General features: G+C 51.7%; 24 protein-coding genes. 4 read left to right on the forward strand and 20 right to left on the reverse strand.

What is annotated here, in order from left to right:
- Window positions 1-33: 33 nt before the first annotated feature.
- Genes ACUTQ5_RS19270 through ACUTQ5_RS19285 form a run of 4 tightly spaced genes read left to right on the forward strand, consistent with a single transcriptional unit; the run spans window position 34 to window position 2288 of the window.
- Window positions 34-681: a fimbrial protein gene (locus ACUTQ5_RS19270; protein ID WP_445652543.1), complete on the forward strand. Its 648-nt coding sequence runs from the start codon at window positions 34-36 to the stop codon at window positions 679-681.
- A 13-nt stretch (window positions 682-694) separates the two neighbouring features.
- Window positions 695-1198, forward strand: a complete 504-nt coding sequence (locus ACUTQ5_RS19275) for a fimbrial protein (RefSeq protein WP_445652544.1) — start codon at window positions 695-697, stop codon at window positions 1196-1198.
- A gap of 12 nt (window positions 1199-1210) precedes the next feature.
- Window positions 1211-1711 carry a fimbrial protein gene (locus ACUTQ5_RS19280; protein ID WP_445652545.1) on the forward strand — a complete coding sequence of 167 codons (501 nt, stop codon included), beginning with the start codon at window positions 1211-1213 and terminating at the stop codon, window positions 1709-1711.
- Between the two features lie 10 nt (window positions 1712-1721).
- The gene (locus tag ACUTQ5_RS19285; protein ID WP_445652546.1) at window positions 1722-2288 is read left to right on the forward strand and encodes a fimbrial protein; all 567 of its coding nucleotides are present in this window, start codon (window positions 1722-1724) and stop codon (window positions 2286-2288) included.
- 1688 nt (window positions 2289-3976) lie between these two features.
- Here the strand turns inward: ACUTQ5_RS19285 and ACUTQ5_RS19290 are convergent.
- From ACUTQ5_RS19290 to tssF, 20 genes are all read right to left on the reverse strand, one after another.
- The gene (locus ACUTQ5_RS19290) at window positions 3977-6364 is read right to left on the reverse strand and encodes a molybdopterin cofactor-binding domain-containing protein (RefSeq protein WP_445652547.1); all 2388 of its coding nucleotides are present in this window, start codon (window positions 6362-6364) and stop codon (window positions 3977-3979) included.
- Entirely contained in the window at window positions 6364-6879 is a 516-nt protein-coding gene (locus ACUTQ5_RS19295) for a (2Fe-2S)-binding protein (protein ID WP_445652548.1), read from the reverse strand. The genes ACUTQ5_RS19290 and ACUTQ5_RS19295 overlap by 1 nt, the downstream gene beginning before the upstream one ends.
- The gene (locus ACUTQ5_RS19300) at window positions 6876-7757 is read right to left on the reverse strand and encodes an FAD binding domain-containing protein (protein ID WP_445652549.1); all 882 of its coding nucleotides are present in this window, start codon (window positions 7755-7757) and stop codon (window positions 6876-6878) included. Before ACUTQ5_RS19300 ends, ACUTQ5_RS19295 begins: the two co-directional genes overlap by 4 nt.
- A gap of 251 nt (window positions 7758-8008) precedes the next feature.
- Window positions 8009-9295, reverse strand: coding sequence for an anaerobic sulfatase maturase (locus ACUTQ5_RS19305; RefSeq protein WP_445652550.1), 1287 nt, complete (start codon window positions 9293-9295; stop codon window positions 8009-8011).
- Window positions 9296-9643, reverse strand: coding sequence for a DUF202 domain-containing protein (locus ACUTQ5_RS19310; protein ID WP_445652551.1), 348 nt, complete (start codon window positions 9641-9643; stop codon window positions 9296-9298).
- Window positions 9640-9972, reverse strand: coding sequence for a YidH family protein (locus ACUTQ5_RS19315; protein WP_445652552.1), 333 nt, complete (start codon window positions 9970-9972; stop codon window positions 9640-9642). Before ACUTQ5_RS19315 ends, ACUTQ5_RS19310 begins: the two co-directional genes overlap by 4 nt.
- Entirely contained in the window at window positions 9969-10685 is a 717-nt protein-coding gene (locus tag ACUTQ5_RS19320; protein ID WP_445652553.1) for a GntR family transcriptional regulator, read from the reverse strand. Before ACUTQ5_RS19320 ends, ACUTQ5_RS19315 begins: the two co-directional genes overlap by 4 nt.
- Before the next feature lie 56 nt (window positions 10686-10741).
- Window positions 10742-12487 (reverse strand): sulfatase, encoded by a 1746-nt coding sequence (locus ACUTQ5_RS19325; protein WP_445652554.1) that lies wholly within the window; start codon window positions 12485-12487, stop codon window positions 10742-10744.
- 29 nt (window positions 12488-12516) lie between these two features.
- Window positions 12517-13929, reverse strand: coding sequence for a PTS transporter subunit EIIC (locus ACUTQ5_RS19330; RefSeq protein WP_445652555.1), 1413 nt, complete (start codon window positions 13927-13929; stop codon window positions 12517-12519).
- Window positions 13930-14212: 283 nt separating this feature from the next.
- On the reverse strand, window positions 14213-14680 hold the full coding sequence (locus ACUTQ5_RS19335; RefSeq protein ID WP_445652556.1) for a trypsin-like peptidase domain-containing protein: 468 nt from the start codon (window positions 14678-14680) through the stop codon (window positions 14213-14215).
- Window positions 14677-15003, reverse strand: a complete 327-nt coding sequence (locus ACUTQ5_RS19340) for a hypothetical protein (RefSeq protein WP_445652557.1) — start codon at window positions 15001-15003, stop codon at window positions 14677-14679. Before ACUTQ5_RS19340 ends, ACUTQ5_RS19335 begins: the two co-directional genes overlap by 4 nt.
- 454 nt (window positions 15004-15457) lie before the next feature.
- A complete protein-coding gene (locus tag ACUTQ5_RS19345) occupies window positions 15458-16054 on the reverse strand; it encodes a helix-turn-helix transcriptional regulator (protein ID WP_445652558.1) in 597 nt (198 codons plus the stop codon).
- Between the two features lie 255 nt (window positions 16055-16309).
- Window positions 16310-16783 carry a DcrB-related protein gene (locus tag ACUTQ5_RS19350; protein WP_445652559.1) on the reverse strand — a complete coding sequence of 158 codons (474 nt, stop codon included), beginning with the start codon at window positions 16781-16783 and terminating at the stop codon, window positions 16310-16312.
- On the reverse strand, window positions 16780-18414 hold the full coding sequence (locus tag ACUTQ5_RS19355) for an OmpA family protein (protein WP_445652560.1): 1635 nt from the start codon (window positions 18412-18414) through the stop codon (window positions 16780-16782). Before ACUTQ5_RS19355 ends, ACUTQ5_RS19350 begins: the two co-directional genes overlap by 4 nt.
- Window positions 18415-19023, reverse strand: coding sequence for a hypothetical protein (locus ACUTQ5_RS19360; RefSeq protein ID WP_445652561.1), 609 nt, complete (start codon window positions 19021-19023; stop codon window positions 18415-18417). It abuts the gene before it with no gap.
- On the reverse strand, window positions 19017-20354 hold the full coding sequence (locus tag ACUTQ5_RS19365; RefSeq protein WP_445652562.1) for a GlcNAc-transferase family protein: 1338 nt from the start codon (window positions 20352-20354) through the stop codon (window positions 19017-19019). Before ACUTQ5_RS19365 ends, ACUTQ5_RS19360 begins: the two co-directional genes overlap by 7 nt.
- Window positions 20355-20382: 28 nt before the next feature.
- Entirely contained in the window at window positions 20383-21381 is a 999-nt protein-coding gene (locus ACUTQ5_RS19370; protein WP_445652563.1) for a fimbrial protein, read from the reverse strand.
- Window positions 21381-22436: a type VI secretion system protein TssA gene (locus ACUTQ5_RS19375; RefSeq protein ID WP_445652564.1), complete on the reverse strand. Its 1056-nt coding sequence runs from the start codon at window positions 22434-22436 to the stop codon at window positions 21381-21383. Before ACUTQ5_RS19375 ends, ACUTQ5_RS19370 begins: the two co-directional genes overlap by 1 nt.
- A 36-nt stretch (window positions 22437-22472) precedes the next feature.
- Window positions 22473-23492, reverse strand: coding sequence for a type VI secretion system baseplate subunit TssG (gene tssG / locus ACUTQ5_RS19380; protein ID WP_445652565.1), 1020 nt, complete (start codon window positions 23490-23492; stop codon window positions 22473-22475).
- A complete protein-coding gene (gene tssF, locus ACUTQ5_RS19385) occupies window positions 23492-25372 on the reverse strand; it encodes a type VI secretion system baseplate subunit TssF (protein WP_445652566.1) in 1881 nt (626 codons plus the stop codon). The genes tssG and tssF overlap by 1 nt, the downstream gene beginning before the upstream one ends.
- Window positions 25373-25631: the final 259 nt, after the last annotated feature.

Consider the following 25631-nt stretch of genomic DNA (forward strand, 5'->3'; position numbering starts at 1 on the left):
CGCGCAGGACGCGAAGGGAGACAGGAGAGGGGCATGACACACGAGACAGGCAGACACCGGCAGGGCCGTTGCGGGGCAACCGCGCTGAAGGACTACGTCACACGAGGCGGATTGGCGCTGATGGTGCCGCTGGTGCTGTGGTTGTTGCCCGGTGCACAGGCGAAGACAGATAACTGGGACGTCGAGGGGGCCAACGGGACCCTGTACGTGCACGGTGCACTGACAGAAAGCGCCTGTCGGCTGGACATGACCAGCGCCCATCAGGATGTCGCATTGGGTGAGGTGGGGACGGGGCGCTTGCAGACGATTGGCGCCCGTGGGGAACCGGTCCGGGTCGAACTGCGCCTGGCGGATTGCCTGCGCAGCCCGGCGGGCAGCCGCGATGTGCGCACCGGCGGTCTGACCTGGGCAGACAATCAGCCGGCGGTGACGGTGAGTTTTAACGCTACCCGGGATGCCGATAACCCGAGACTGGTGAAGGCACAGGGCGTCTCCGGGCTAGGACTGCGGCTGGAAAGCGCGCAGGGGGAAGATGTGCGCCTGGGCAGCCGGGGTAAACCGCTGCTGCTGACGCCGGGACAGAACACCCTGAGTTACACCGTGACCCCGGAACGCACCCCCGCTCCCCTGATGGCCGGCAGCTATCGGGCCGTGGTGGATTTTCATCTGAGTTATGACTGAGGTGGGCAGGACGATGAAGGACACCCTGACAGGGTATCGACAGGTCGGGCGCGTGCTGGCCGGTATGCTGGCCGCATTGCCGATGCTGGCATGGGCCGGGTCCACGACCACGGTCACGGTCAAGGTGACCGTGGTGGCCGCGCCCCCCTGCGTAATAAATGATGACCGCCCCATTGAGGTGGAGTTCGGGGACGTGATGACCACCCAGGTGGATGGCGTCAACTACAAGATGCCGATTAATTACACGCTGTCGTGCACTGGGGCCACGGCCAATGCGATGAAGCTGCAGATTAAAGGCAACGGTGCCGCGTTCGATGCCACGGTGCTGCGGACCAACAAGGCCGGGCTCGGCATTGAACTGCGCCGGAACATCAGCAAGCTGGCCGTCAACCAATGGTTGGGATTTAACGCCCCCTATGCCCCGGCGTTGTGGGCTGTCCCGGTGAAACAACGTGGCGCAACGCTGACGGGGGGCGAGTTCAGCGCAGGGGCCACGATGGCCGTGGATTACCAGTAACGGGAGCGGAGTATGACCAGAACGATAAAAATCTTGTTGCTGAGCTGGGGCTTGATGGGGGGCCTTGCCCCGGTACAGGCCAAGGACGGTAAGGTCGATATGACGTTTCACGGCACCCTGAGAGAGCCCCCGCCCTGCACCATTAACGACGGTAATCAGGTGGAGGTCGACTTCGGCAACCGGGTGGGGGTCTCCAAGGTGGACGGCGAGAACTACCGCCAGCCGTTGAATTACCAAATCACCTGCGACCAGGCTGTCGGCGGCCGTTGGGCGCTGACACTCAGCCTGAGTGGTGGTGCTGCCGGGTTCGACAAGAATGCGCTGTCGACGAACAAGGCCGGTCTCGGCATTCGGGTGTACCAGGGTGACAAGCCCTTCCCCCCGAACAGCACGGTGAAGATAAACCTGGCCACGCCCCCGCGTCTGGAGGCGGTGCCAATAAAGCAAGCCGGCGCCACACTGACAGAAGGGGCCTTTGAGGCCTGGGCAACGCTGCGTGCCGACTATGAATAAGGATCGCGACATGACAGGAAAATCGGGCAAACGCTCGGGTTCAGGGCATCGGCCTACAGCGGCGGTCCTGCTGCTGGCGCAGGCGCTGATGGCGGTGCCGGCGTTGGCTGCGGGTGACAAAAATGTGCACCTGTACGGCGCGCTGGTCGCAGAGCCCTGCGTGATAGCGCCGGGAGATGAAAGCATCACTCTGAATTTTGGCACCATCATTGACAAGTACCTGTACCTGAACACACGCACCCTGGGGCAGGCCGTCGAGATACGTTTGCAGGAATGCGACCTGACGCTGGCCAAGGCGGTGAAGATGACCTTTACCGGCACAGAAAGCCGTGGCTTGCCGGGGCTGTTGGCCCTTGACGGCAGCAGTGAGGCCCGCGGGGTTGCCATTGGGCTTGAGACACCGTCGGCCCAGCCACTGCCGTTCAATCAGGCGGGCGGCACACTCCAACTGCGGGAAGGGAGCAACGTCATTGCGCTGAAGGCCTATGTGCAGGGTGAGCCGCAAGCGATAGCAGACAAGACGATTGGTCGGGGACGGTTCAGTGCGGTGGCGACTTTTCAGCTGGACTATGAGTAATGGTTTTGACTGGCTGGGGCTGTGGTCTGCCCCGCTGGGGCCCCGGATAGCCCCGAGGACAAGAGAGAACCATTGGGCACGTATGACGCGGCTTTATGAGCAAACACGCAGGAAGACACTGTCAAAGGCAGAGATCGATGGGCGTGTGCGGAAATATGAGACTCTGTGGATGAATGGGCAAAACACCACCTAAATAATGCGGGGGGATTGCCAGTTTTATCAAACAATAAAAAAACGGTATATTATTATGAATATCCATGCCGCACTGCTCGCCATCGGGCTTATTTCTACTCCATGCGTCGCTGTCCTGCACCCCGTCCTGATTGATCCACGCATCTCGTCGTGCAGTGGAAGTGCCTGTAATGACCAAGTTTGGTACACCGCTTCCGGCCTCAACCTGGTCGACACTACTCCTCTCTCCCGCCCTGACCCAGCCGGGGGGTTGGAACTTGCCGCTGTGGGCCTACACTGTGCTACCGGAACCAACCTGCCTCCCGCGCGCCCTTTCGGTGGCTGCCTCTTTATAATAGACGGCATTCACAATCCCAATCTATCGTCGTCATGCAAGTTGAAATCGACTGATTCCTGGGAATTAGCGAACCCCTCCAGATGCTACCTGACGAACACGCGCTGGGGGGGGCACTGGGGCGCTGGACCGGGGGGGGAATGTGTCTTATTCACCCAAAAAATCACATCTAAAGTCTATTCCCTGATGAGCATCTATGGGTTTGTCAGCGCGGATGATGTTGCGAACTCGGGCAACAGGTTCTGTCAAAAACCGCTGCCCCCCGATGTGACATGCGATATCGCGCTTCCGTCTGTTATTGACCACGGCATAGTCCAGACCAATGACCAATCATCCATTACCGTCGAAGGGGACGTGTCGTGTGGTGCTAATCCTGTCGTGTCGATTTTGGGAGGGGGAAAGTTCCAGCTTGCGCCAGGTGTAACCACTGAATTATCTTCACAATTTATCTGGTCGAATAAAATACGGCTTACCTCCAACCTCCGTTCTATCAACGGGACCCCGGGGACTCATCAGGCCTCGGTTGTTGTCATCGTGTCGCCGTACTAACACCCTCGGGTATGCATGACGAGAATGACGCCGCCGACGATAGGGGGTTTACACCATAATCGTCTTTGTTAATGGTGACAGCAAAGTGGCGGATCACGTCTTTCAGGGGGAGAGGCTTCACACTGTATCTCCCTCCAGAAAGACTGGGTGCACGGTGAAAGCTAGGGCGATCGAGCATTCATCGGCGTCTCAAAAACATAAGGCTAATGCTATTAAAAAATAAAATGGATGGGGCCTTACAACCTCAATGTTAATCAGGAATAAAATTTTAGGATGAATATGGATATCTCGAATTTGGTCCTCGCTGCATTTCTATTTTTATTTGCTGTTTTTTCCTTATATCGACACACTAAATTACGAAAAAGAAAATCCCTCATGCTAAAAAATAAACGGCGCTGGTATAGCTCAGGACATTGCTGATTATCGGTGGGCCTGATAAAGGCCGCCCGACATACCAATGGTATGCTCGCCTCTGCCGATCCGGAACGTTACACTACCTGTAACACCTGGCGTCTGCCGACAAAGACGCAGCCTGATAGGCGATGCGCTAATCGGGTGTCCAATGCACTGCCTGAGGGACCTTACGCTGTTTTTTCTGCTGCCAACTCCCTGATTACTCGCCCAAGATCAGTTGATGAAGAGAGTGCGGTAACATTGGGGAACTCCTGACCGGTTTGATGTTCAGAGGGAGCAAGGCATTATCAATAGCGCTGGCAATGGCCGCACTAACAGGAATACACCCAGCCTCACCCACGCCTTTCGTTCCCAGGGGATTGAGTGAGGTCGGCGTTTCCAGGTGCAATAACTCAACAGGGGGGAGGTCGGCCGCAAAGGGCATCAGAAACTGAGAAAACGACGCGTTGCGAATCTCTCCTTTTTCATCAATATTGAGCGATTCATACAGTGCGCCCCCAATCCCTTGCGCAATGCCCCCCAGGATCTGACCACGGACAGTCTCTTTATTAAGCACATGACCACAGTCGTGAATACAAATATAACGTAAAAAATCGACGTGACCGGTGTGGGGATCGATCTCAAGCATAACCGCATGCGCACCATATCCCCAGGTGGCTCGGGGGGGACTGAAGAAGGCGCGACTTTCTAATCCGGGGGACTGATGGTTGCCGAGTGCGGGGCCATCGTGATGGCTTTTGACAAATTGTGTGGCCATTTTTGCGGCAGTATTATAGGCATATCTCAGAGGGTTTGCTGAGGTGGCAACGGCGGCCAGTGGTATTGAGACGCTTCCATCGCTCAAATAAGCCTGGCCATCCCTCAACACAATATCTTCTGCTGAGACCTTCAGCATGTTTGCGGCGGTTTGGCAAACTTGCTCCCTGAGCAGGCGCGCGGCCTGGTAGACCGCACTGCCTGCAACCACTGCACTTCTGCTGGCATACGTGCCCCCCCCGAGGTCGAAAGCCTGTGTGTCCCCTGCAACGAGAATGACATCATGGGGTGAAACACCCAGTTGCTCCGCCACGATATGCGAAAACATCGTTTGATGGTCCTGCCCCTGACACGTGACGCCCGTGGAGACCACTATTTTGCCCGTAATAGGTTGAACACGTGCTGCTGCGCCTTCATAAGGGCCAATGCCTGTCCCCTCAACATAGCAGGCTACCCCAAGTCCAATATAACGGCCTTGAGACAAGGCCCGAATCTGGTCGGCGCGAAATTGTTCAACATCGATAGCGGCTCGTAATGTTTCAAGCGCCAAGACATATTGGCCACTGTCCATCTCGACGGCAGCGCCATCCTGGAAAATCAAGCCTTCCCGGCGATAGGGAAACTCATCGTCACGGATAAGATTATGCAGTCGCAGGGCAATAGGATCGATGGCCAGTTCTGTGGCCAGTTGATCGAGCGCACGCTCCAGAGCAAAACAGGCATGAGGACGACCGCAGCCTCGGTAGGGTGTCACAGGCACGGTGGGGGTATAAACCACATCACAGTCAACCTGTAAATGAGGGATACGGTAGGGGCCTGCAATGGAGGTTGCGCTCACATGAGCCACAATAATGCCATAGGGCATGAATGCCCCGCTGTCGTGCAAGATTTTATCGTGCAGCCCGAGAATGTCCCCGTTTTTACTGGCATACAAGGTGATTTCGTGGCGTTGTGTTCGCTCCTGGGAAGAGGCAATAAAATTTTCCCGTCGGTCTTCGGTAAACTTGACGGGGCGTTTCAATTGCATCGCCGCGAAAGGGACCAGCAGCTCATCAGGATAAAAGAACAGCAATTTTTGCCCAAATCCCCCGCCTACATTCGGGGCGATAACGCGCACCCGATGCTCGTCGATCCCGAGTAAGGCGGCAAGGCCATTTCTGACTGCGACGGGGGCTTGAGCGGTATCCCAGACGGTGAGTTCCCCGGTGCTGTCATCAAAACGGGCGGCGACAGCCCGGGGTTCTATCGGCGCGGCTGTGGCGCGATCCATTTGCACGATAATCGTCGTGACATGCTCTGCTTGCTGTTTTGCTGCCGTAATATTGCCGCTGGACTGCGTAAAATGAGCGCCAATATTATTCGTCATCCCAGGGTGAAGGCAGGGGGCTTCTTTCTTTATCGCCTGCTCTATATCAACCACAAACGGCAAGGGCTGGTATTCAATATCCACCAATTCAGCCGCGTCTTCAGCGATATATCGGTTTTCCGCAACGATCATGACAATGGCTTGCCCGATATAGAATACGGCCTCGTCGGCCAGGGGATACTGCGTCCTGCCATCAATAATGGCCGGATGAGGGATAAGGAGGGGTAGCGGCGCATTCAGGGGGCCTAAATCTTTCGCCTGATAAACGGCAATCACGCCAGGATAGGCTTGAGCACGTTGAACGCTGCGCACGCGGATCGTTGCCCGCGCCTGGGTACTGCGTACAAAAGCAACGTGTAATGCCTGTTCAAAGCACAGGTCATCGACAAACAGCCCCTGGCCGGTGATCAGGCGTTCTTTATCCGCTTGATGTTCCCTTTTCCTGGACACTTTGCTCATCCCCATTATTTTTGTGGCTCCTGAAAGAGAGAGAGGATCTGACGGACGGCATCCACCATCGGTTGATAACCGGTACACCGGCACAGATGGCCCGCCAGGAGCCTTCGTATTTCGGCGTCACTCATGGCTTCACCGTTGCCTTGCAGAACGTGTTCGAATAAACCCATAACAATCCCTGGCGTACAGAATCCGCACTGAAAGGCATGGTTATCAATAAAAGCCTGCTGGATCGGATGTAAAGGGGCGTTTGCCTTCGCCAGGGACTCAATGGTGACTATGGCACAATGGGTGGCCTGCACCGCCAGCATCAGACATGAACGTGCCGCTTTCCCATCAACCAGCACGGTACAACAACCACAATGCCCTTGCTCGCAACCGACGTGGGTGCCGGTCAGTGCAAGTTCCCCCCGCAAAAAATCGGATAACAACATGCGTACCGGGATACGACGGCTCACGTCTTTGCCGTTGACGGTTAACGTCACCTCTTTCAATGCTTCATGAGCGTCGAAGGTATTCTTCATAATGCTGGCTCTGCTCGAGAGGGGGCAGAAAATGATTGCATCAAGGCGCGGCTGACCAAAGTACGTAGCAGTGTGCAGCGATAACGCATGGAAACGTCTCCGTCATCAAGGTGTGGAAGTTGGGTTGCCGCAAACGTGCCGGCATATTCAGCCAGGTGCTTGTCTGCGCTTTTACCAACGAGTAAACGCTCCAGTGTTTGAAAGCGCTGCGGAAATGCCGTTACCCCACCCACGGCAATTTTAATGTCGACCAGACGACCCTGAGCGTCACATTGGGACACCACGCCAACCAGGCACAGTGCGCGATCGCCGCTACGGTGGGCGTATTCGCAATATCCCCAATGATCCGAGGCTCGTGGAAGGGCGAAATGGGCTTCCGTCATAATTTCTTTGGAGGTCAGGGCGGTACGATGATGAGGCAGAAACAGTTGGTGCGCAGGGATTGTTCTTTTCCCTTCAAGAGATTGCACGACAACTTTTCCCCCTAATAAGATAAACAGAAGGGGTAATTCCCCCCAGCTCTCGGCCTGGCATAAGCTGCCAACCAGTGTCCCTCGGTTGCGAATGGCAGCGGAACCGATGTGATGAAGCATGTGGATCATCAATGGGTGCCGTTGTTGCAGTAATAGGTGGCACTCAGCAGCTCGCTGACGAACGGTGGCGCCAATAATCGCATGTTCTCCTGTTATCTTAATTGAATCGAGTTGTTTAATATTGTTGATATCAATAATTAACTTGCAATGTACCCGTCGTGAAATAACGTTGGGCATCAAGCTTTGCCCTCCCGCCAGGATTTTCCCCTGGTCACTGCCGGACAGATGGATTAACGCTTCCTCAAGCGTATCGGGAGCAACATAGTTAAAGGGAGAGGGTTTCATCGGCGTAAACCTGTGGCTTATTGAACCGTAGGATAAGCATAGCCGTTATTGTAGAAAAAATAAGAGAAGTTATTGCCAGGGACTTGTTGAGTGTTCTTGGATGACATGTCCATCAGAATTGTTTAAGCGATGCCATTTTCATTAATAAATAACAACGTAAAAAAATACCTGAACTAAAAACCAATGCCATTAAGGCGAACCAATCGCCGCTATGGGCGGTGCCGGCCCCTTACTTCCTGTGACGAGCCGGTTTAACCGCAACATTTCTTGTGTTTTTTGCCGCTGCCACATGGACAGGGAGCGTTGGGTTTGGCGCTGCCGGCACGCCGTTCCTGTGCCAGAGCGTACATAAGAGCCTGCTCCGGGTAGCCGTTGGCGAGTAAATCCTTCATTGCATTCATTTCTCGTGAAATGTGCCGGAAGAAGTGCTTATACCCAGGGCAGAGATAGTTATGTCCGGGATGACCAGTTGGGGACACGGCAAAGCGGTGTTTTGGGCAGCCACCATGGCAGACGAACCTGAATTCGCATTGGCGGCAATCCGGCGTCAGTGAGGTCTTTTTGGCGAGGCCGAAGGCGTTCGCCTGCTCGCTGTTATTTAAGGCCTGAATATCTTGCTGGTGAATGTTCCCCAGCCGATGCTCCGGATAGACAAAGTGATCGCAGTTATATAAATCACCGTTGGCTTCCAGCGCGAAGGCATGCCCACAGGTTTCGGCAAATACGCACAGCACCGGCGGCTGTTCGCACCAGGCGGAGAGCGCCACGTCAAACATTTGTACATGAATGCGCCCGATATCCCGCCGCACCCAGATATCGAAAATCTGATTGAGAAATTCGCCATATTGCCAAGCTGGCACCGTCCATGGTGCCAGCTTGGCGGCGCTTTCGCCTGGCATGACCAGCCTCAATGTGGTGCTTTCCGCCGTACTCAGGCGTTCAACCAGCGGGATAAACTGAATATGACGCGAGCCTGCGGCCAGGAGAAATTCGTAGACATCGCGCGCCTGGCCGACGTTATGTTTGCCGACGACGGTGAGCGTATTGAATTCGACGCCGTGCTCTTGCAACAAAGTCAGTGCAGCCAGTACCTGAGCATGGGTACCTTTACCCGATCTTGAGATGCGATATTTGTCGTGCAGTGCTTGCGGGCCGTCGATCGAGATGCCAATCAGGAAATGGTGTTCGGCGAAAAAGCGTGCCCACTCTTCGTTCAGCAACAGCCCATTGGTTTGCAATGAATGCTGAATGCGCTTTCCGTCGGCATATTTTCGACACAGTTCGACGATGCGGCGGAAAAAAGGCAGCCCCATCAGGGTTGGTTCACCGCCCTGCCAGGAGAAGAGAACCTGGTTGCCAGGTTGAGCGTGGATATGTTGCTGAATATACAACTCCAGCGTTGCATCCGACATGCGCCAATTCTGTTGGCGCTCAGGATACAGCTTTTCTTTTTCCAGATAAAAGCAGTAGGTGCAGTCGATGTTGCAAACCGATCCGGTGGGCTTGGCCATCACCAGGCAACCGTTGGTGGCCGTCATTCAATATTTTCCTTCGGGTAACAGCATGAACACGCTGTGCAGCGCGATGCCCAGCGCATTGAACGAGACGGCGAGGCAAAACAGCCTTTTTAACCACGCTGAGCGCCCCGGGGAGTCTTCGATGAGGCCCTGCGGTGAACGTTGGCGAAGAAATAAACTGGTCACCAGCAGCAATGCCAGGATAAAAGAAGCTCCGCCAAGTACGGCAAGCCAGTTCTCACTGCGATACAGGCCGGTTCGTGTGGTGATAAGCGCCAGAAGCAGCAGGGAAAATAAGGTTCGCTGCCATGCCAGGGCCGTTCTTTCCGGTTGCAGGCCGGGATCTTGCGGACGACCAAGGGTATTCATGGCCGCACCAGTACAGCTAACGTGATTAATGTTCCCGTCGCGAGGCCTGCGCTGAGCCAAATGAGCAGGCGCGGGTAACCTAACGCCTGTTCATGCCGCATTGCCTTTTCGTTGCCGGCCCAACGATGGTAAGCGTAGCAAGCCAGTATCGCAGCAGTGAGCGCCAGCGTCACGATCAACGCCTTCAGCGATGTAGAGTCCGTTAACTGATCCAGGCCGACCGCTGCAGCCATGAATGTCAGCGCCGTACGGATCCAGGCCAGAAAGGTGCGTTCATTGGCTAATGTAAACCGGTAATCCGGCGCCTTACCTTGCGTCCACCAGGTCATTTTCTGTTCTCGACGATATATTGATAATAACGCGCGATATGCTTGGCGATGGTGTATTCCACCAGTTCGCCCCGTTCGTTGTACCCTTTACGGGTTTTGACCAGCAGCGGTGAAGAAGGTGAGATGTTGAGGAGCTCGCAGTCTTCGGGGGTAGGTAGCTCGGCGGTGATCACGTCTTCAAAGGCATCGATGTTTTCATTGTGCTGTTCCAACGCGCAATACAAACCGTTTTCCAGATCGGGCAGCGTCAACACGTTTAAGTGCGAGGCCAAGTAAATGTAGTTGACCTGAGCAGGCCCTTCATTTTTGCGATAAAGGGTGCGGGTCAGCAGTAGCGCTGTATCGGCGTCAAACAGTTGCGCGATGTGTGTCGGGGGGTGCACAAGTACCAGAGACAGGTTGTTGCGCGCGATCGCCTCCATTTGCTGGCCGTCGGTCAGACTAATGCGGGTCCTGACGTGCTGTTTTTCCGAGGTGCTGATGACCATGGTGCCAATACCGGCCTGGCGTTTAACCAGCCCTTTGGCGACCAGCTCGGCTAGCGCCCGGCGCGCGGTTATGCGGCTGACGCCAAACATCTCTTCAAATTCGGCCTCCGTCGGCAGCACGTCGTTCTTCCGGTATTGACCGGTTTTCAATTTTTCCAGCAGAATGTCATACAGTTGGGCATACAGCGGCTTGGCGCCGCGTGAATAGTCAAGTTCTTGTTCCATAATTATTTTACTCCCGTACTGCAGGCGCCCCCGTCTGGGTGGGCGAGGGCGCTCTCTCAATCAAGTCGCATTTCTAATGCCAATTTGTAAAACACGCTGGCGTGTTGTTCTGGCGGTACTTCCCGTTGCACGAAGGCCCACAAATCGGCTTTGGTCCATGATGGTTCACTGCACGCATCTAGTTTATCAATTATCGCCGTTTGGCGGCTGCCTTCCAGATGTTGCGTCAGCGCTAACATACCGTAGCGCACTTGCGGCTCATAATCCCTGAATGCCGGCACCCAGTCCGGATCGGTACCCAGAAGCGGAGCGGTGGGCTCCGACAATTGATAGCGTGTCCAGAGTTCGGCCGGTACGTCGCTTTCTTCCAGCAGACGCCGGATTGCGGACAACAGTCGCTCGGCGACGGCGGCGTCCCGGCACTGTCGATCCTGTTTCGGGTTTTCGCGCACATCGTACAGCCGATGCCCGAATCGGTCGGCCCCCCGGGTCATGACCGAAGAAGCGGGAATACGCAAGACCTGGCAGCCCTTGGTGAAGCGGAAGCCAGGGTGCAGCGTCATGTGGCGGAGCTCTTCTGGAGACAGCCGTCGGTTGATGCTGGTAGGCATCAGGGTGTATTCAAACAGGTTCTCGGTGTCATGTACCTGCGGCGAACGCATATAGACATAGCGGCCATCGGTGATGTTGATGTGGCAACCATGGTAGCCGAACAGTGCATGATCGCGTATTGGCGTATCATCGCAAATCGCCGGCACCAGTGAGACGCCCTGCATATCTGCCGGCTTGTCCAGCTTGAAAAAGTCGAGCAGCGTGGCGGGAATGTCGATGGTTTGTGCCAACGCCTGCCGTGATTCTCCGCGATAGGGGTGTTCGGGGTGCCAGATAAAGAAGGGGATATTTGCCACTTCGTTATACAACGGCATGATGTTTTTGCCCCACCATTCATGTTCTCCCAGTAGGAAGCCATGGTCGGTATTGACGATCAGCAGAGTATCACGCCATAAATCGTACTTATCCATATGGTCCAGGACCCGGCCGACATAGTCGTCCACCATGGTCAGCAAGGCCAGATAGTACTTCTGAATTACGTCCTTGCGTTCTTCACTTTCAGTGACAAAGTAATAGGGGGGCCAGCCGTCGAAAACGGTGGCATCCTCAATGCCGTACATCCGCAGGTATTTTTCCGGCACGAAGAACGGCTCGTGGGGATCAAAACATTCCAATTGCAAGAACCAGTTATCGGCGGCGTGGTTTTCGTCGATGAACTCAAGACCTTTATGGATAGTTCTGGCCAGCGGGTGATCCCGCTCGTCCTTCATAAACTGCACGTTGATCTGATGCTGAGTACGGCTCGCGATACGACGTTGCTTGATCTCTTCCGGCTCGCCGGACTCATAGTGATAAACCGGCTTGTCAACCACCCCCTTCCAGGAGTCGCCCTCTTGCCCGCGAACAAACTCGTGGGTGCTGTAGCGCGAGTGATAGGTGGCACCGCCGTCACGCCAGTAATGCTTGTGATCGGTGACCAGATGGGTGTGGATACCGTGCTTTTTCAGGATTTCCGGCATCGAGTCGTCGAAAGGCTCTAGTGGTGACCATGAACGGTGCAGGAAATTGTAGCGGCCGGTATGAAGCTCGCGTCTGGCCGGCATGCAGGGCATACTGCCGACGTAGAAATTGTCGAAACGCACCGTTCTCTCTTTTAACCGCTGGAAGTTGGGCGTGATGGCCTGGTCACTACCATAGGCGGACAGCATATGCTTGTTCAGTGAATCAAACATCAACATGATGGCTTTCATTTTTTTCCTTAACTGTGTGTCTCGTCCCGTCAGACGCTTTCCTGATCGTATTTGCGCAGCTTGCCGGTGATATAGGTTAGCACGAAGGCTGCCAGGCAACCGGTGAGCCAGGCAAAGATATACTGCAGATATTTGCCGTCAGCGATCAATGGCAGGGCAGACAGTCCTGCAGCGCCGACGCCGTTGGTGGAGACGCCAAGCAGCACGACCATCATGCCGCCGACGCCGGCGCCGATAGAACCAGTGATAAAGGCAAACCCCGCCGGAATATTCACGCCGAAGATGGTGGGTTCCCCCACGGCCAGGATCGAGGTAGGAATAGCGCCTTTGGCGATTTTTTTCATCACCGGGTCGCGTGTCAGCATCAGCACTGCCGTGGCGGCGCCGACCATACCTGCATTTGACATTATTTGGATGGCAAACAGGGGCGCATGCCCCGTCGCATTGATCATCTCCAAATGAATGGGGAATAAGCCATGGTGCAGGCCAAGAGAGATCAAGAACGGGAACAGCGATGCCAGCACGAAACCGGCGGCCAGGCCTCCCGTAGCCAGCAGGCCGTTCAAACTGTGCAAGATTCCGTTGGACAAAATACCGGCGACGGGCATGATGGCGAACAGCAATGCGCCAGCCATCACAGTTAGTACCAAAGTCGGTGTCAATACCACGTCCAAAATGTCAGGCACGAAACGACGTACCTGTTTTTCAAACACGCACATCAGCCAGACGCAAAAAATAACGCCGATCAACCCGCCCTGACCGGGGATCAACCCAAAAAATGGCAACTGGGGCGCGATGGTGATGGCACCAAGGAGGCCGCCCATAATGGCGTTGCCGTTGAATTCCTTCGCCGTAGTTACGCCGGTATAGATGGCCAGAAAGCTGAACAAGGCTTTGGAAACGACGTCAAAAAACTGGCTCAAGCCCAGCAAATGTCGCTGTTCCAGCACTATCTGGGCAGGAGAAAGATCGCCGCTAGACGCAATGGCGTGCGTAAGTGCATAGGTGGCAGCGGAGCTGACCAACACATTGTTCAGCCCCATCAAAATCCCGGCGGCGATCAACGGTGGCAGGATCGGAACGAAAATATTGGCAATGTGCTTCAGTACGGCTTTGATGCGCGTGGGTTTACGAGACTTTTCCCGTGCCAGTGCCGCTTTTTGCTCCACGTCGCTCAGCACCGCTGCGGGTGAGCTTGAAGCCAGCAGTTCATTGATCACCGTCGCTACTTTTGACGATTTTCCAGGGCCGACAATCACCTGTAGAGTATCGTCTTCCACGACGCCCAGCACACCTTCAATACCTTTAAGCGCCTGAATATTCACCTTCGCGGAGTCGGCAATACTCATGCGAACCCGGGTCATACAGTTGGTGACATGGCGCAGGTTATTCAAGCCGCCGCAGTGCTCAACAATGGCCTTTCCAACAAGATGGTAGTTCATCCAGCGGTTCCCTTTATGGTTGTTATTGCCTTTGTTATAACAATATAATGTTATCATGTTTGTGAGGGCGATCATATAACGCTCTTTAATTGCGTAGTTTAGGGAGAAACAGGAGTGCAGCGGGGGTAGAATATGTCGTGCAATCATGTCAATAACTAAGGCAACCCCGGCGAGCCATTAATAAATTCGTTTGGCAAACCCATCGCGCATATATTCTTTTCGTTAAAAAAACTGAGGCCGCAAGGTCACTCAGGGCAAATGGGTTGGGAGCAGCTATTTTTGGTTACTGGCATTGTCCGCCGCCCCCGACTAACTGACCCATGAGCACATGGGTCAGGGTCGTCACGGTGCCGTTGGGGTCAAAACGAGTGCTCTCACCGGCGTCGATGCCAATGCATCCGCGAATGACCGTGCCGTTTGCCAGGAGTTTCTTCATTATGGTGATGACCAAGGACGTGGGTAGGGCGAATCCCAATCCAAAAAAACCTTGCGTCCCCGGAGCGTTCCTCATATTCAGGGTGGGCAAACCGACCATCTCGCCTGCCGTGTTGAGCAGTGGGCCACCGGAATTGCCTTTATTAATCGAGGCGTCTGTTTGAATAAAGCTTTGTCGGCCAATACGGCCCAGACCGCTGCGACCCACGGCGCTGATAATGCCTTGTGTAGCTGACCCCACCAGGTTATGGGGATTACCGATAACAAGAGCCACATCCCCGACAGCTGCGGATGAGGACAGGGTAATGGGCGTCATTTTTTTCCTGCCGTGTCAAACGTCAAGAGCGCCAGATCGGTCATGGAGTCATGCGCCACATAGCGCGTGCTTACCCGGTCGCCGTTACTCAGGATGTGCCCGTCGGGATCCATAATCACTCCGGCGCCTAGCGGGCAGCCATAACGACCTTTCTCGCACTCCCCGGCATAGAGATAGACCACAGAAGGTAAGGCTTTTTTGATGGCAGCGTTAAAACTGATGTTTTCTTGAGAAAAGGGCTGTGTTTGCCAGGTCTTAAATCCATACCCGGAGACGCTCCCTAAAATAAACGCGAGACCCAGGGAAACCAGCATTACTTTCATAAGGCCTCTTTTTATCGTCCATGTTGCCAGTTAGTGTAAAATATTACTGGTTAAAAAAGTGAAGAGAACTTTCAAAAATAAGCTACATTAAGGTTTTGTTAAGGATGTGAAAAGATAAAAGCGAACGTCGGTAGAAAGATTGTTTAATCTTTTCTCCCTTTTATAATAAAGCACGGGATAACACTAAAATCCGGCTTAAGCCCTATATTATTTATATCTATTGAGTGAAAATTCGACCAAAACAAGGAGAGTGAGATGAAGGGTTTAGTAATTTTACTGGTTGTCGTCCTGTTGTCAGGGTGTGTGGGTGGCTCAGGAACGGGATGGGGTCTCCTGCCGCAGAATACGGATATCTGTCCTCAGGGGAAAGATTCAGTCACAGGAGCATGCCGCTGAGGGGCGCTTGGCAGAAAATTAGCCAGACACCACTGCTGTGGTGTCTGGTAATTTTTTTTTAAAGATTAATAAAAAAATTTTCCCTATAGTAGAACTCCCGCAGTAATAACGTATATTTATAGAATTGAAGTCGATTAATTATCCCCATTTTTTTTATCGCATTACGACGATGACTATAAATGGTGCTTTTTGAGCAATTAAGAATTTTCGCGATATAATTGATATTATGCCCTTGGCCTATCAACATCAAAACGTAACTCTCCTTAGCTGAAAGTTGATTTTTATTACGGCCCATCATTTTTCTAAATAATTCATTTTTAACTAATTGTTTATAGTTCATTTTGGATAGATTAATGATTCTGGATATTAAAGCCGCTATCTCCTCAAGAAAAAGGCTGTCAGCATTAAATTTAATATGTATTGTTGCTTGTGGGGGGGAGGATACGCTCTCGTTTTTATTTTTTTCTTTTTCAAATATATTTACGTTAACGCCAGAGTCGGTAAATATTAAATTGGGCTCGTCTGAAGTATTGGGTTCATTTTTACTTTCAATTTCATTAAGAATATACTCGGTTGGTTTTATGGTTTTTTCTATGATTTTTATTAAACCTAATTTGTAAAATTCATTTTTAGTTTTTATGGCGATATTCAACATTACGTTGTATTCCTTGCCGCTTAATTAGATTTTAGATGCTTCAGGTTCTGGGTGTTTTGCTTGCAACATAAACTTCGGAATTAATGATGTGCGCTTTATATTCCCCCGGTATTTACTGAGCAAATGTAATGCTTTCGTTTTTACCTGAAGAGAGAATAGCAAGCGCATGCATACTTTCTTAAAGATAAGACCTTTTATTTATTGGTAATAAAAATAAAATTCCAAAAAATGATCATTTCATGCTTAAATTATGATTTAATCAATATCAGGAGAGAAACTATTAATAACCTGTACGTAATGTTTTCGTTGGTATTCGGTAAATTCATCCACTGAATTTAAGGTGAAAATCAAAATGTCGCGCCCTAATGGGTTGTAGCGCGAGTGCTGAGGAAGTTTAATAATTGACTGGATCTGACGCTTAATTTCCCCTTCACTGAGATAGCGATTAGCGATCTGTACTACCTGCAATTTCGCAGGTCCAATTTCATGTTTCAATAATTTACCTTCGGTTTTAAAACCTGGTAATTTATGACGAAGTTTATCCATTTCCGCCTCGCACCATGCTTCAATTTCCTGATCTTCATCTAACATCGTCCGGTTAATGATAAGTTGATATTCATGGTCGTCTGGATCGCGAAACATCAATAATTGAATGCTTCGGTCAAAGATCGGCGGCGGGCTGAGAAATGTTCCTTCATACAGGCTGTAACTGTAGGTGTGTTGATTCATGGCGTTGTAAACTCCTTTTCAATATAGGCAGTAGGTAAAATCACTATTTCAATACGACGATTCCTCTGTCGTCCTGTTGCACTTTCGTTACTGGCGACCGGCTCTGCTGCGCTGGCGGCATAGGTATTTAAACGTAATATGTCAACACCTTGCCGACTCAGCCATTCGCGTACCGAGTCCGCTCGTTGAGCGGAAAGCGCAAGATTGAGCTCTTCATTACCCGTATTATCAGAATGGCCGATAATCAATACGTTACGCTGTGGGTAGGCTTTGACCAGCGTTTCTATCTCTTTTAACTGCAAGATTGCACCCGGCAGTAATCGGGCGCTGCCGCTATTAAACAATGGGGTAGGTCCTTGAGTACTGAAAGTTGGTAGCTCTTTTAACTGCGTGACTCGTTTTCCGATTTCATCGACAAAATGCCGGCAGGGTGACAACCCCCAGTAGTGCAGGGGCAGCACCGTTGCACATTCTGACCAGATTTTCTGTGCTTTTTCCATTTCACTGATGCGCTGCTTCAAAGTAATAATTGATAAATCTTCCAGGGTAGAAAACTCCCGTATTTGCTGGTGGAACTGCTGTTGCTGCAGGTGCACACGCCAGCTTGCATTGAGAAGTTGCCCTCCTAATAACAGTACTACGAAACCCAGACTCCAGAAAACGACAGGCAGTTTACCTGATGACGCAGTCGGGAACTTAGCCATTTGGGGAATGGGCATTTTTACTGGCGGAAACGGCGGTAACGTGAGTGTCGAACCCAGTCCGGGTAATAGGGCATACTTTTGCTCCAGCCAGCTCGACCAGGCACCGTGGCGGTTAAACCCATTCCCATAATCACAGAGCAACACAGAGTTTACATGCAGCGACGAGCGCGTAAACAGTGTGGTCAGTGCCTGTTCCAGGCCGCTCTTATCTAGCCAACATATCAGGTTTTTACCCATCACGGTGCGCTGGAGGTCATGCACCGTAAATTCCATTCTCGTCTTCAATTGATTTTTTAGATTATCCACTGCCGTGCTGTAGCTCAGCACTTGCTGCTGATTAAAATCGATCTCACCGAGCCATGTGGCATTATACGGGCTGTTGCTACGTTGCTCATTACTGAGTCGGACATAGATAGCAAGTATGCAGGGCAGACTTAGCGACTCTAACAAGGCAGAGAAATGATGTTGCCAACGGTTTAATGCTTCAATGAGCATCCCGCTATTTTCGTGGCCGTCAGGTAATAAGGGGAAAAACGCCATCATCGGTGTATTCGGTGCCTGGTGCCGGATATTATGCAGACGGCGAGTAATTTCTTTCTCTTCGGAAACAAGTAGCCATGTTGCCTGGTTTGCAAAACGAACGTCATCATTTTGATTTACCTGGCTAAACCACTTTGTAGCGTAGGGGCCAATTATCAATATTACCGGTCTTTCCGCAGCTTGCGGTAAATCGTGCTCTATCTGCTTACGGGGAGGGGAGCACAAGATATAAAAACAATGCAGTAGCACCATCAGCATCATTAGCCCTATCATGATAACCATCAGCTTTAGCGATAAGGCAAAGCTTGGCGTGAGGCTGAGGCCAAAAGATATCAATATACCAATGGCCGTGCTGATGAGAGCGTATCGTAACATCACTCGTTTCATTTACATTCCCCCTTGTAGGTAATACCAACAGCCGGCCCACAAGCTGGCTAATGCTAATATGGCGCCGAAGGACTGTTTGAATAAAGGAGGCCAAAACGACTGGCGCACGGGGTAAATCTTCAGGTTGTCTTGTACTTCATTTTGAATGGCAACGGGTGGGGAATGGATATCTACCGCCCTGTACAAATTAAGTTTTGCCAGTGACTGGCTTTGCTTGCTGGTAGGCAAGGGTAACATTGCGAAAAGCATTCGTGCGTATTGAGCTATTTCGTCATTTTTCTGTGTGAACAACAAAGTCGCGTGTTGTTCTGTGAATAGTGTGGGGGTGCTAAATCCGTAAAAGATATGCTCAAGTTCGTAACCGTGCCAGTTCATATCCTGTTTTTCGAGACTCTGACGAGTATTGAGATCTACTACTAAACAGATTAATCGACACAGAGAATCGATGACTTCGTCGTCGTAGGCTTTCTTTTGCAACTCACCGCAAAAACGTTCAATTCGCTGTTTGAGCTGATACTGATATTCCTGCAGGGAAGGGATAACGCCCTGCATCAATACCAGCGTACAGGTTGCAATGATTTCATCATAAACGGGGAGCGTCTTCACCAAGGTTTCTCCAGCAGTTCACCCCATCCGCTATCTGCTATATAAGGGCAAATGCGCACATTGTGCGCAGGGGATCGATTGGCCGTCATAAAGTGAATTTTCAGCTCTACCGTCTGGTCATCTATCTTTTTCAATTGACCACTCATGGCTTCTGGCGAGAATTGTTTGGTCATTAGCGGCTTATTTTGGGCACTATAGACGCCGACATGCCACCACACAACATCGGTCTGCGTAAAATCAACTTCAGTGAGATTCAGAGTTAATATTTTCTCATTGATATATTGCAACATTTGCCGCCACTGTTGGTGATGCAGTGGCAACTGATTAAACCAGCTAACTTTATCTACGCCGGTCACGGAGGGATGTACGCGTTGCTCGCGAAAATCCACCCCAATGCGATATTGGAACTCTTTCAACGTTCGTTGCTGACCCACACCCCATTGACCGAGATCGCAGGGGGTATCATTAACGTTAAGCACGCTGAGTACCCGGGCTTTGGCTATTTTGTCGCGTTCCCACCAGGCTTTATCAATACTTCCGGCTTTTTTTGCTTCGTTGGAATGATCACCCCACACTTTGGGATGATCTTTTCGCGTGTAGTAGTGCCACAGCAACACGCAGTGCGGTGACCAGATGTCATACCCGTGCGTCCACGCGCGTACAGCCATCGCGATCTCTTCCCCCATAAAGAAGATTTGCGAATCGTTGGGGACGTTAGTGACAAAATGTCCGTCGGCAAAAATAAATCCACCCGCCAGATAGCCGCAGCGTTGAGGGCTTTCAGCGCTGAATGGCGTCGAACTTAACCGTATTATGCCCTCCGACGTAAACCCGTTGAACACCAGCCGGCTGACATAATCTTTGCGATCTTCATCTTCACCAGGGGTATAGCCTGGCGGATAGCTTGATAACACAGGGTATGGGCTTTGTTCGCGCAGGCCTTCCAACATGGCGATCATTTTGCTGTCCCAGCTCGGGATAAATCGACAGTGGGAATCGATCTGCAAGAAATAGGTTTCCTGTTGGTAACGCTTCTCTACCTGATGACGAGCCCAACAGGCGCCCTGACTGGCAAAATAGTGTACGGAAATCACATCGATATACACTTGCCGATACATAAATCGGTAATGATGGCAGGACTCACCCACTTGGTCGGTAACAAGTGCCATGCCTGCGTCAAGAAAAGGTTGAATATCACCTTCATCTTGCCAGCAAACGGCAATATGAAGCCCTGTCGGGATATCCGCCTCATCAATTAAATTACGTAAGGTGGGATATAACTCGGGATCCCTGTAGCTGGCGATGCTAATAAAAAGCGTAGCCTCTGACTTCATAACCTACCTCGGTCTGACAACTTATTTTTCAGTTAACTTGTAATACGATCTCGGCACTTGCGGTAAAAGGACCATTCTCTGGTAGCAGCGTACCGGAGGCACGCAGCAGGGTGGCGCTCCAGTTGAATTGTGCGGCGGTATCACTGTTGATAGCCCTCTTTATTTCCGTCCGTGAGCCATCGACGGGCAACGGCTGACCGTTGCTGTCATCGACGCGTATCTTGAGCCGGTCCAGATTGTTACCGTTATCGGTCACCTGAATGAACGATTTGTCCGCAGTGGGAGTCTGGGTGGAAAGGGCCGCACTGGTGCTGTAGCTGCCATAGTCTGTAACGCACGTCAGGCTGAAATTAAGCGGACGTTTTATACCGTTGTTAATGTTAGTGGTGGATACCGTATTAAAATTGACGGTTTTTTCTCCATCCAGACGACACACGGGTGTGCTGATGACCCTTATTTCACCAATATTGAGGCTTTGACCCACATTTTTACGGTTGTCTGAGCTGACCCAGTTGTAAGCGATCTGTCCGGGTTCGAGCAGCACGTCCCCGTTGGGATTGCTCAGACGAAGCCGCTTTTGGGTCTTGTAAAACTCAATACGGAAAAATGACGCTGCCGGGTAATCAAACGCATTGGCAGTCATTGACGACCTTGATGGGAATTGGCCAAAGGCTTCGCCGTTATTCCACCTGGGTTTAATGGCTATCCCCTCTACCTTGGTGTTAAACAGGCTGCGCGTGGGGGTGGGCAGAAGAAGGGGGGTGACGTTTTTACCGTACGCCTCACCTATCTCACAGTTGACAAATCTAACCTTGCCGCCACGGCTGCTGTCGCGTCCGCTGTCTTTTAACAAAATTGCCGTATCGGCGGGGGCGTCTGCATCGATAAACAGCGTAAAACCGGGAATAAATAGGGTGGTTGGCGGTACGCCTGCCGATTCAGACGATGTGTCCAGAACGCATTCTGCTGAAACCTGCGAACTGGCCAATAGAGCTAGCAAAACCGGCAGACACTCTCTAATGCGCATCAGGCGGACTCCTGTCCTGCTTCCAGTTTAACAATCAGCTCGGCTGGAATGTATTGCACCAACTCCAAAAAACCCTTCCCGATGGTTTTCTCAGTAAAAGCCAGTAATGAAATAACGGGACTGCTAGGTTCTGTGTGGACAAACCAGGCGCGGACTTCACGTAAGCGGTTCAGGGCATCGGCTCTGTTCTCGATTTTTTGCGGGTCAAGGTTTTGTGACGTCGCTGGAACCGTAACCTGAGAGGCGGCGGGAACCCTTTGCGTTATTGCTTCTGTCGTTGTAGCCAGAGAAGAGGAAGCGGTTTCTGTGGTAGCTATCTCCGGCCGCTCTGGTGAGGCCGGTGTGCTACCGAACAGATTGAGTAGTGTGAGCAACCGCTCAAAATCGGGGGTATCTTCCCCCAGCGTGTTTTGCAGCAGTTTTTTTAGCTGCTGTAAGCGTGTGGCAGCCCGCTGTAGCGAGGCAATAACCGGTTCTTCCCTCCAGGCTTCTTGCACGGCGGCCATAGTTAATGCGGAGGGGGCACCTTCTTCGCGGGGCGAGGCATAGGCGCGTTCCACATCGCGGACGCTGAGTTGCAGGCCAGCTGCCCGCGGCAACATCTGCTGCCGAAAATCAGCAATAAAACCTTCGGGGGCATCTAACTCAGCAAAAACGTTGGCACGCATCAATGGTACGAACTCGCCTTCATCATACAGTTGTGGATGCAGCGTATCCGGCCACTGTTCAAGCAGAGAAAGTAACGCTTCCAGCCCTTCGCAAACCGCCGTCAGGCCAACCTGACGCAGTCGGCAGCGCAGCAGTATCATCACCAGACGGATATCTTTGCTACGCAGTAACAGTGTCTGTGTATCACGCTCGATTTCAGCCCAGTTAAGTGGCTCCATCGCTTCAACAAAGTCGCCGTACTCTGCGGAGAGGCGAGGTTGCAGACGACCTTGCAGCATGATAAATGTTGCATCGTATTCAATACTTTCACCACAAGGCGGTTTTACCGCGCTCGGTTGTAACACAGCCTGATACCAGTCGGCGTAGACGATATTCAATTCACTCACTTTATTTCCTTTCAAACGTAATGGCGTGTGAGGCGATTAGTTAACGTGCGTTTCTGGATCAAAACTCATGCCTGCCAGCGGTGCGCTTACATCACTTCGTGTTAGCCAGCTGGTGTAACCCAACTGATGGGTATCCCCCAAAACGGCGTAAGGCACTTCATCTGCAGCCAGTACCAAACTGACCTCCCAAGCATATTCAAAGCCGACAAAATTGCGCACCCACTCACGTAGCACGGGCAAATCCTGCCCCCATGGACTAAATCTCAGGTACTGTTTGAGGCTGAGAGGACCGAAGACCAACTGAAAGTTGTGTTGGCGATCCAGCACCATATTTCCGAGGATGGCACCTTCACCCAGCAAAAAGGCTCCAACCGTGTTGCCCAGTTGCGTCTGATCGTCGGGATCCAAGGTTATCCACTTACCGGTGTATTCCTGGATCTGGACCGGGACATCAAAGTAATAATGCAGTGCACCAACCAGCCCTTCAGGATTTCGTGCTTCACGGATCAGATGAGCGGAGGAGGCCAGTCGGGGATGCAGCGGCAACTCGCTTTGTACCAGTTCTCTGGGTTCCATACCTATCAGACTGCCGACATAGAACGAAAATCGTTCCTCGTCCGGGCGATCGAGTGAGGCGGTATCCTGCGAAACAAACCAGGCACGCCAGAATTGTGCAAGGGCGCGATGGTGAAATAGGTTTACGAAATCATTTAGCGTGCTGTCGTGCGATTCTGCACGGGTGTAGGCCAGTTCTGTCAGATGCAGCGGCATTGCACCCTGCGGGCCCCAGATGCCAAGGCTAAACAGCTCCAGATGAGTTTTGTCCCCTTGCTGACTTATTTTCGCCATTTCACGCGGGGCAAAGGCCATATGCGCTGACTGTCCGAGCCGAAAGTTCTCTTGCGAAGGTAGCCTGGCGCTACCCACGTTGGGTAAGTCAGGTGCGCGAGCCGCGATCCGGCGTAATGTGATGACAAAGCCGATTTTATAAGCGGCGGTATCATTCGGGCGTTCCCCTCCCTGCCAAGGCATGTTCTCGGGTAAGCTTTGTGGCATCAGAGTACTCCTCGTCGCCCTGGGCGGGCTCGCCATTGCCCGACGCGGCCGCGCTGCATAGAGTGAAGTTCGGTTTCCGTAAAAACATTTATCGCGGCGTGCCGTGCCAGATAGTTTTCCATCATCATGCCGAACAGGTAGGGGCTGATACCGGAAAAACCCTCTTCATCCACGGTCAGGATACAGCGCACACCACGACCATATACCAGCAAGCCATTGTCCGGCAGGCGACGGATAACCGGTTCGGTCTGACAACCGACTAGCGCATTGATCTGGGTGTTAGACTCGCTGTCGAAATCGCTGACAAACAGCCCCAGCATATTGCGTAACGACTCACCCCCTTTGTTGTGAGGCATATCAGACAGTGGTAAATAATTAAAACTGAGTTGGCGGATCAGACGCCATGCTGACTCACCGTTGGCAAAAGGTGGACGCGGTGCGCTGGGTTGAAAAACAAAGCGCGCACTGTGTACTGGCGCCGAGTCAGACATTGTTAAAGAAAAATTTCCACTGGCAGCAATAAGGCGCGGTAAATCGCGATTGGTGACGAGCGCATCAATCGAAAGATAGCGAATGTTATCACTCCAGGGGGCATCTTGTTGGTCAACCAGCGACACAAAGACTTCTGTACTGGCATAGGCCGTACGGGTGTCATATTTACGTGTGTTATCGTTATTATGGCGCGGCTTACGTGTGGTAGAGAAGTAGCGGCCAAAATTGCCACGGTCAGAGTGGCGTGTTTGGTAAAGTGGATTGAAGATCACATCTTTACTGGTTTCGGCTTGCTGACCGAAAACCTTACTGATGGTATAAACCTCGAAATCTAGCGGCCGGCTCCGGTCTGGCACTACATGGAACTCGTTCAGCTCGTGGTTGATCTCCAACTTATCCATGCGGCGGGGAAAGAGGTTGATCACGGGGGTGCAATACAGCAGGAAACGAGATTCGGAAATATGTTCCGTCAGCTCCGACGCCTGCCTGTCGAGCAGAATAATAATTTCCGCTTTATTAGTTACGTTATTTTTCAGACCTGCAGCGAGCTGGGTTAGGGTGAAAAAATAGAAGCGCTGACGGCAGGAAAAATATTCTTGTATCAGATTGTGTCCGTGAAAAATATTCCAGGCCATCGGTAGCAGACTTTGATCGGGGGAGAGCCCCTCAAAGGCCAGCGGCGATCTGCTGATAATGGTGTCTAGAGTGTGCTCCCCGCTGCCGGCGCGCACAATCGTCGCGACATGACTTGCGTGAATCAACTCAAAAATATGCGATACAATTCGCTCGTCGCCGTCAATATATATAGGCAGGCGATCAAGCCCTTCCAACTGAGCAAAAGTGATGTCGGGTGGTAGGGTCAGTTTAATACGCAACGCACTTTTAAGGCGCGAGGTGTTGAGGTGATGCCGATCCAAATTAGGCATGTCCGGTGGTAGAGAGGTCAGGCGCGCATCGCTAATTTCCAATGGCCATAACTTTACATCTTGGCCGCTGCGAAATTCACAGCGAGTGATTTCACCAGGAGCGATATGGGTAAAGAATGCACTGTTTCTCGGCACGCAATAACCTTGTTTTAAATCACCCTCTTTCAAATTTGGCATCAACTGGATAACACCCATTGACGGTGTGGGTGCGGTATAATTGGGATAAATAATATCTAACAACCGCCGTGTAAACAGGGGGAATTCGGCATCCAGTTTCAGTTGGGTGCGGGCGGACATGAAACTGAATGATTCTATCAGACGCTCAACAAAAGGGTCGGCAATTTCAATACCACGCATCCCGAGTCGCCCTGCGATCTTCGGATGTTTTTCAGCGAACTCGCGTGCCATTTCACGCATGAAAGTCAGCTCTTTGTTATAACTGTCAAGAAAACTTTGGTTCACGTGGTTGCCCTAACATTAAAATTAACCGAAAATTGCCACCTATTAAATATTACTTTAAATATCAGTGCGTTATAATTTCCATTGCCGCTGTGACACCTGTCTGAATCATAAGGGGTAGAACCGTAATATACTTTCTTTACAATAAATTACATCGCGCCACTTCTATAAAATATGATTTCAAAACCTTTTATATTTTAAAAGCTAGAATCGCACAATGCTAATGGGTTTTTTTCTTTTTTTTTAGGATTTTTATGAAGTG

It is taken from the genome of Serratia sp. NA_112.1 (assembly GCF_052691715.1).

Bases quoted from the DNA above. Each gene is read 5' to 3' on its own strand.
- ACUTQ5_RS19270 (WP_445652543.1), top strand. From the start codon at position 34: ATGACACACGAGACAGGCAGACACCGGCAGGGCCGTTGCGGGGCAACC.
- ACUTQ5_RS19275 (WP_445652544.1), top strand. From the start codon at position 695: ATGAAGGACACCCTGACAGGGTATCGACAGGTCGGGCGCGTGCTGGCC.
- ACUTQ5_RS19280 (WP_445652545.1), top strand. From the start codon at position 1,211: ATGACCAGAACGATAAAAATCTTGTTGCTGAGCTGGGGCTTGATGGGG.
- ACUTQ5_RS19285 (WP_445652546.1), top strand. From the start codon at position 1,722: ATGACAGGAAAATCGGGCAAACGCTCGGGTTCAGGGCATCGGCCTACA.
- ACUTQ5_RS19290 (WP_445652547.1), bottom strand. From the start codon at position 6,364: ATGGGGATGAGCAAAGTGTCCAGGAAAAGGGAACATCAAGCGGATAAA.
- ACUTQ5_RS19295 (WP_445652548.1), bottom strand. From the start codon at position 6,879: ATGAAGAATACCTTCGACGCTCATGAAGCATTGAAAGAGGTGACGTTA.
- ACUTQ5_RS19300 (WP_445652549.1), bottom strand. From the start codon at position 7,757: ATGAAACCCTCTCCCTTTAACTATGTTGCTCCCGATACGCTTGAGGAA.
- ACUTQ5_RS19305 (WP_445652550.1), bottom strand. From the start codon at position 9,295: ATGACGGCCACCAACGGTTGCCTGGTGATGGCCAAGCCCACCGGATCG.
- ACUTQ5_RS19310 (WP_445652551.1), bottom strand. From the start codon at position 9,643: ATGAATACCCTTGGTCGTCCGCAAGATCCCGGCCTGCAACCGGAAAGA.
- ACUTQ5_RS19315 (WP_445652552.1), bottom strand. From the start codon at position 9,972: ATGACCTGGTGGACGCAAGGTAAGGCGCCGGATTACCGGTTTACATTA.
- ACUTQ5_RS19320 (WP_445652553.1), bottom strand. From the start codon at position 10,685: ATGGAACAAGAACTTGACTATTCACGCGGCGCCAAGCCGCTGTATGCC.
- ACUTQ5_RS19325 (WP_445652554.1), bottom strand. From the start codon at position 12,487: ATGAAAGCCATCATGTTGATGTTTGATTCACTGAACAAGCATATGCTG.
- ACUTQ5_RS19330 (WP_445652555.1), bottom strand. From the start codon at position 13,929: ATGAACTACCATCTTGTTGGAAAGGCCATTGTTGAGCACTGCGGCGGC.
- ACUTQ5_RS19335 (WP_445652556.1), bottom strand. From the start codon at position 14,680: ATGACGCCCATTACCCTGTCCTCATCCGCAGCTGTCGGGGATGTGGCT.
- ACUTQ5_RS19340 (WP_445652557.1), bottom strand. From the start codon at position 15,003: ATGAAAGTAATGCTGGTTTCCCTGGGTCTCGCGTTTATTTTAGGGAGC.
- ACUTQ5_RS19345 (WP_445652558.1), bottom strand. From the start codon at position 16,054: ATGTTGAATATCGCCATAAAAACTAAAAATGAATTTTACAAATTAGGT.
- ACUTQ5_RS19350 (WP_445652559.1), bottom strand. From the start codon at position 16,783: ATGAATCAACACACCTACAGTTACAGCCTGTATGAAGGAACATTTCTC.
- ACUTQ5_RS19355 (WP_445652560.1), bottom strand. From the start codon at position 18,414: ATGAAACGAGTGATGTTACGATACGCTCTCATCAGCACGGCCATTGGT.
- ACUTQ5_RS19365 (WP_445652562.1), bottom strand. From the start codon at position 20,354: ATGAAGTCAGAGGCTACGCTTTTTATTAGCATCGCCAGCTACAGGGAT.
- ACUTQ5_RS19370 (WP_445652563.1), bottom strand. From the start codon at position 21,381: ATGCGCATTAGAGAGTGTCTGCCGGTTTTGCTAGCTCTATTGGCCAGT.
- tssG (WP_445652565.1), bottom strand. From the start codon at position 23,492: ATGCCACAAAGCTTACCCGAGAACATGCCTTGGCAGGGAGGGGAACGC.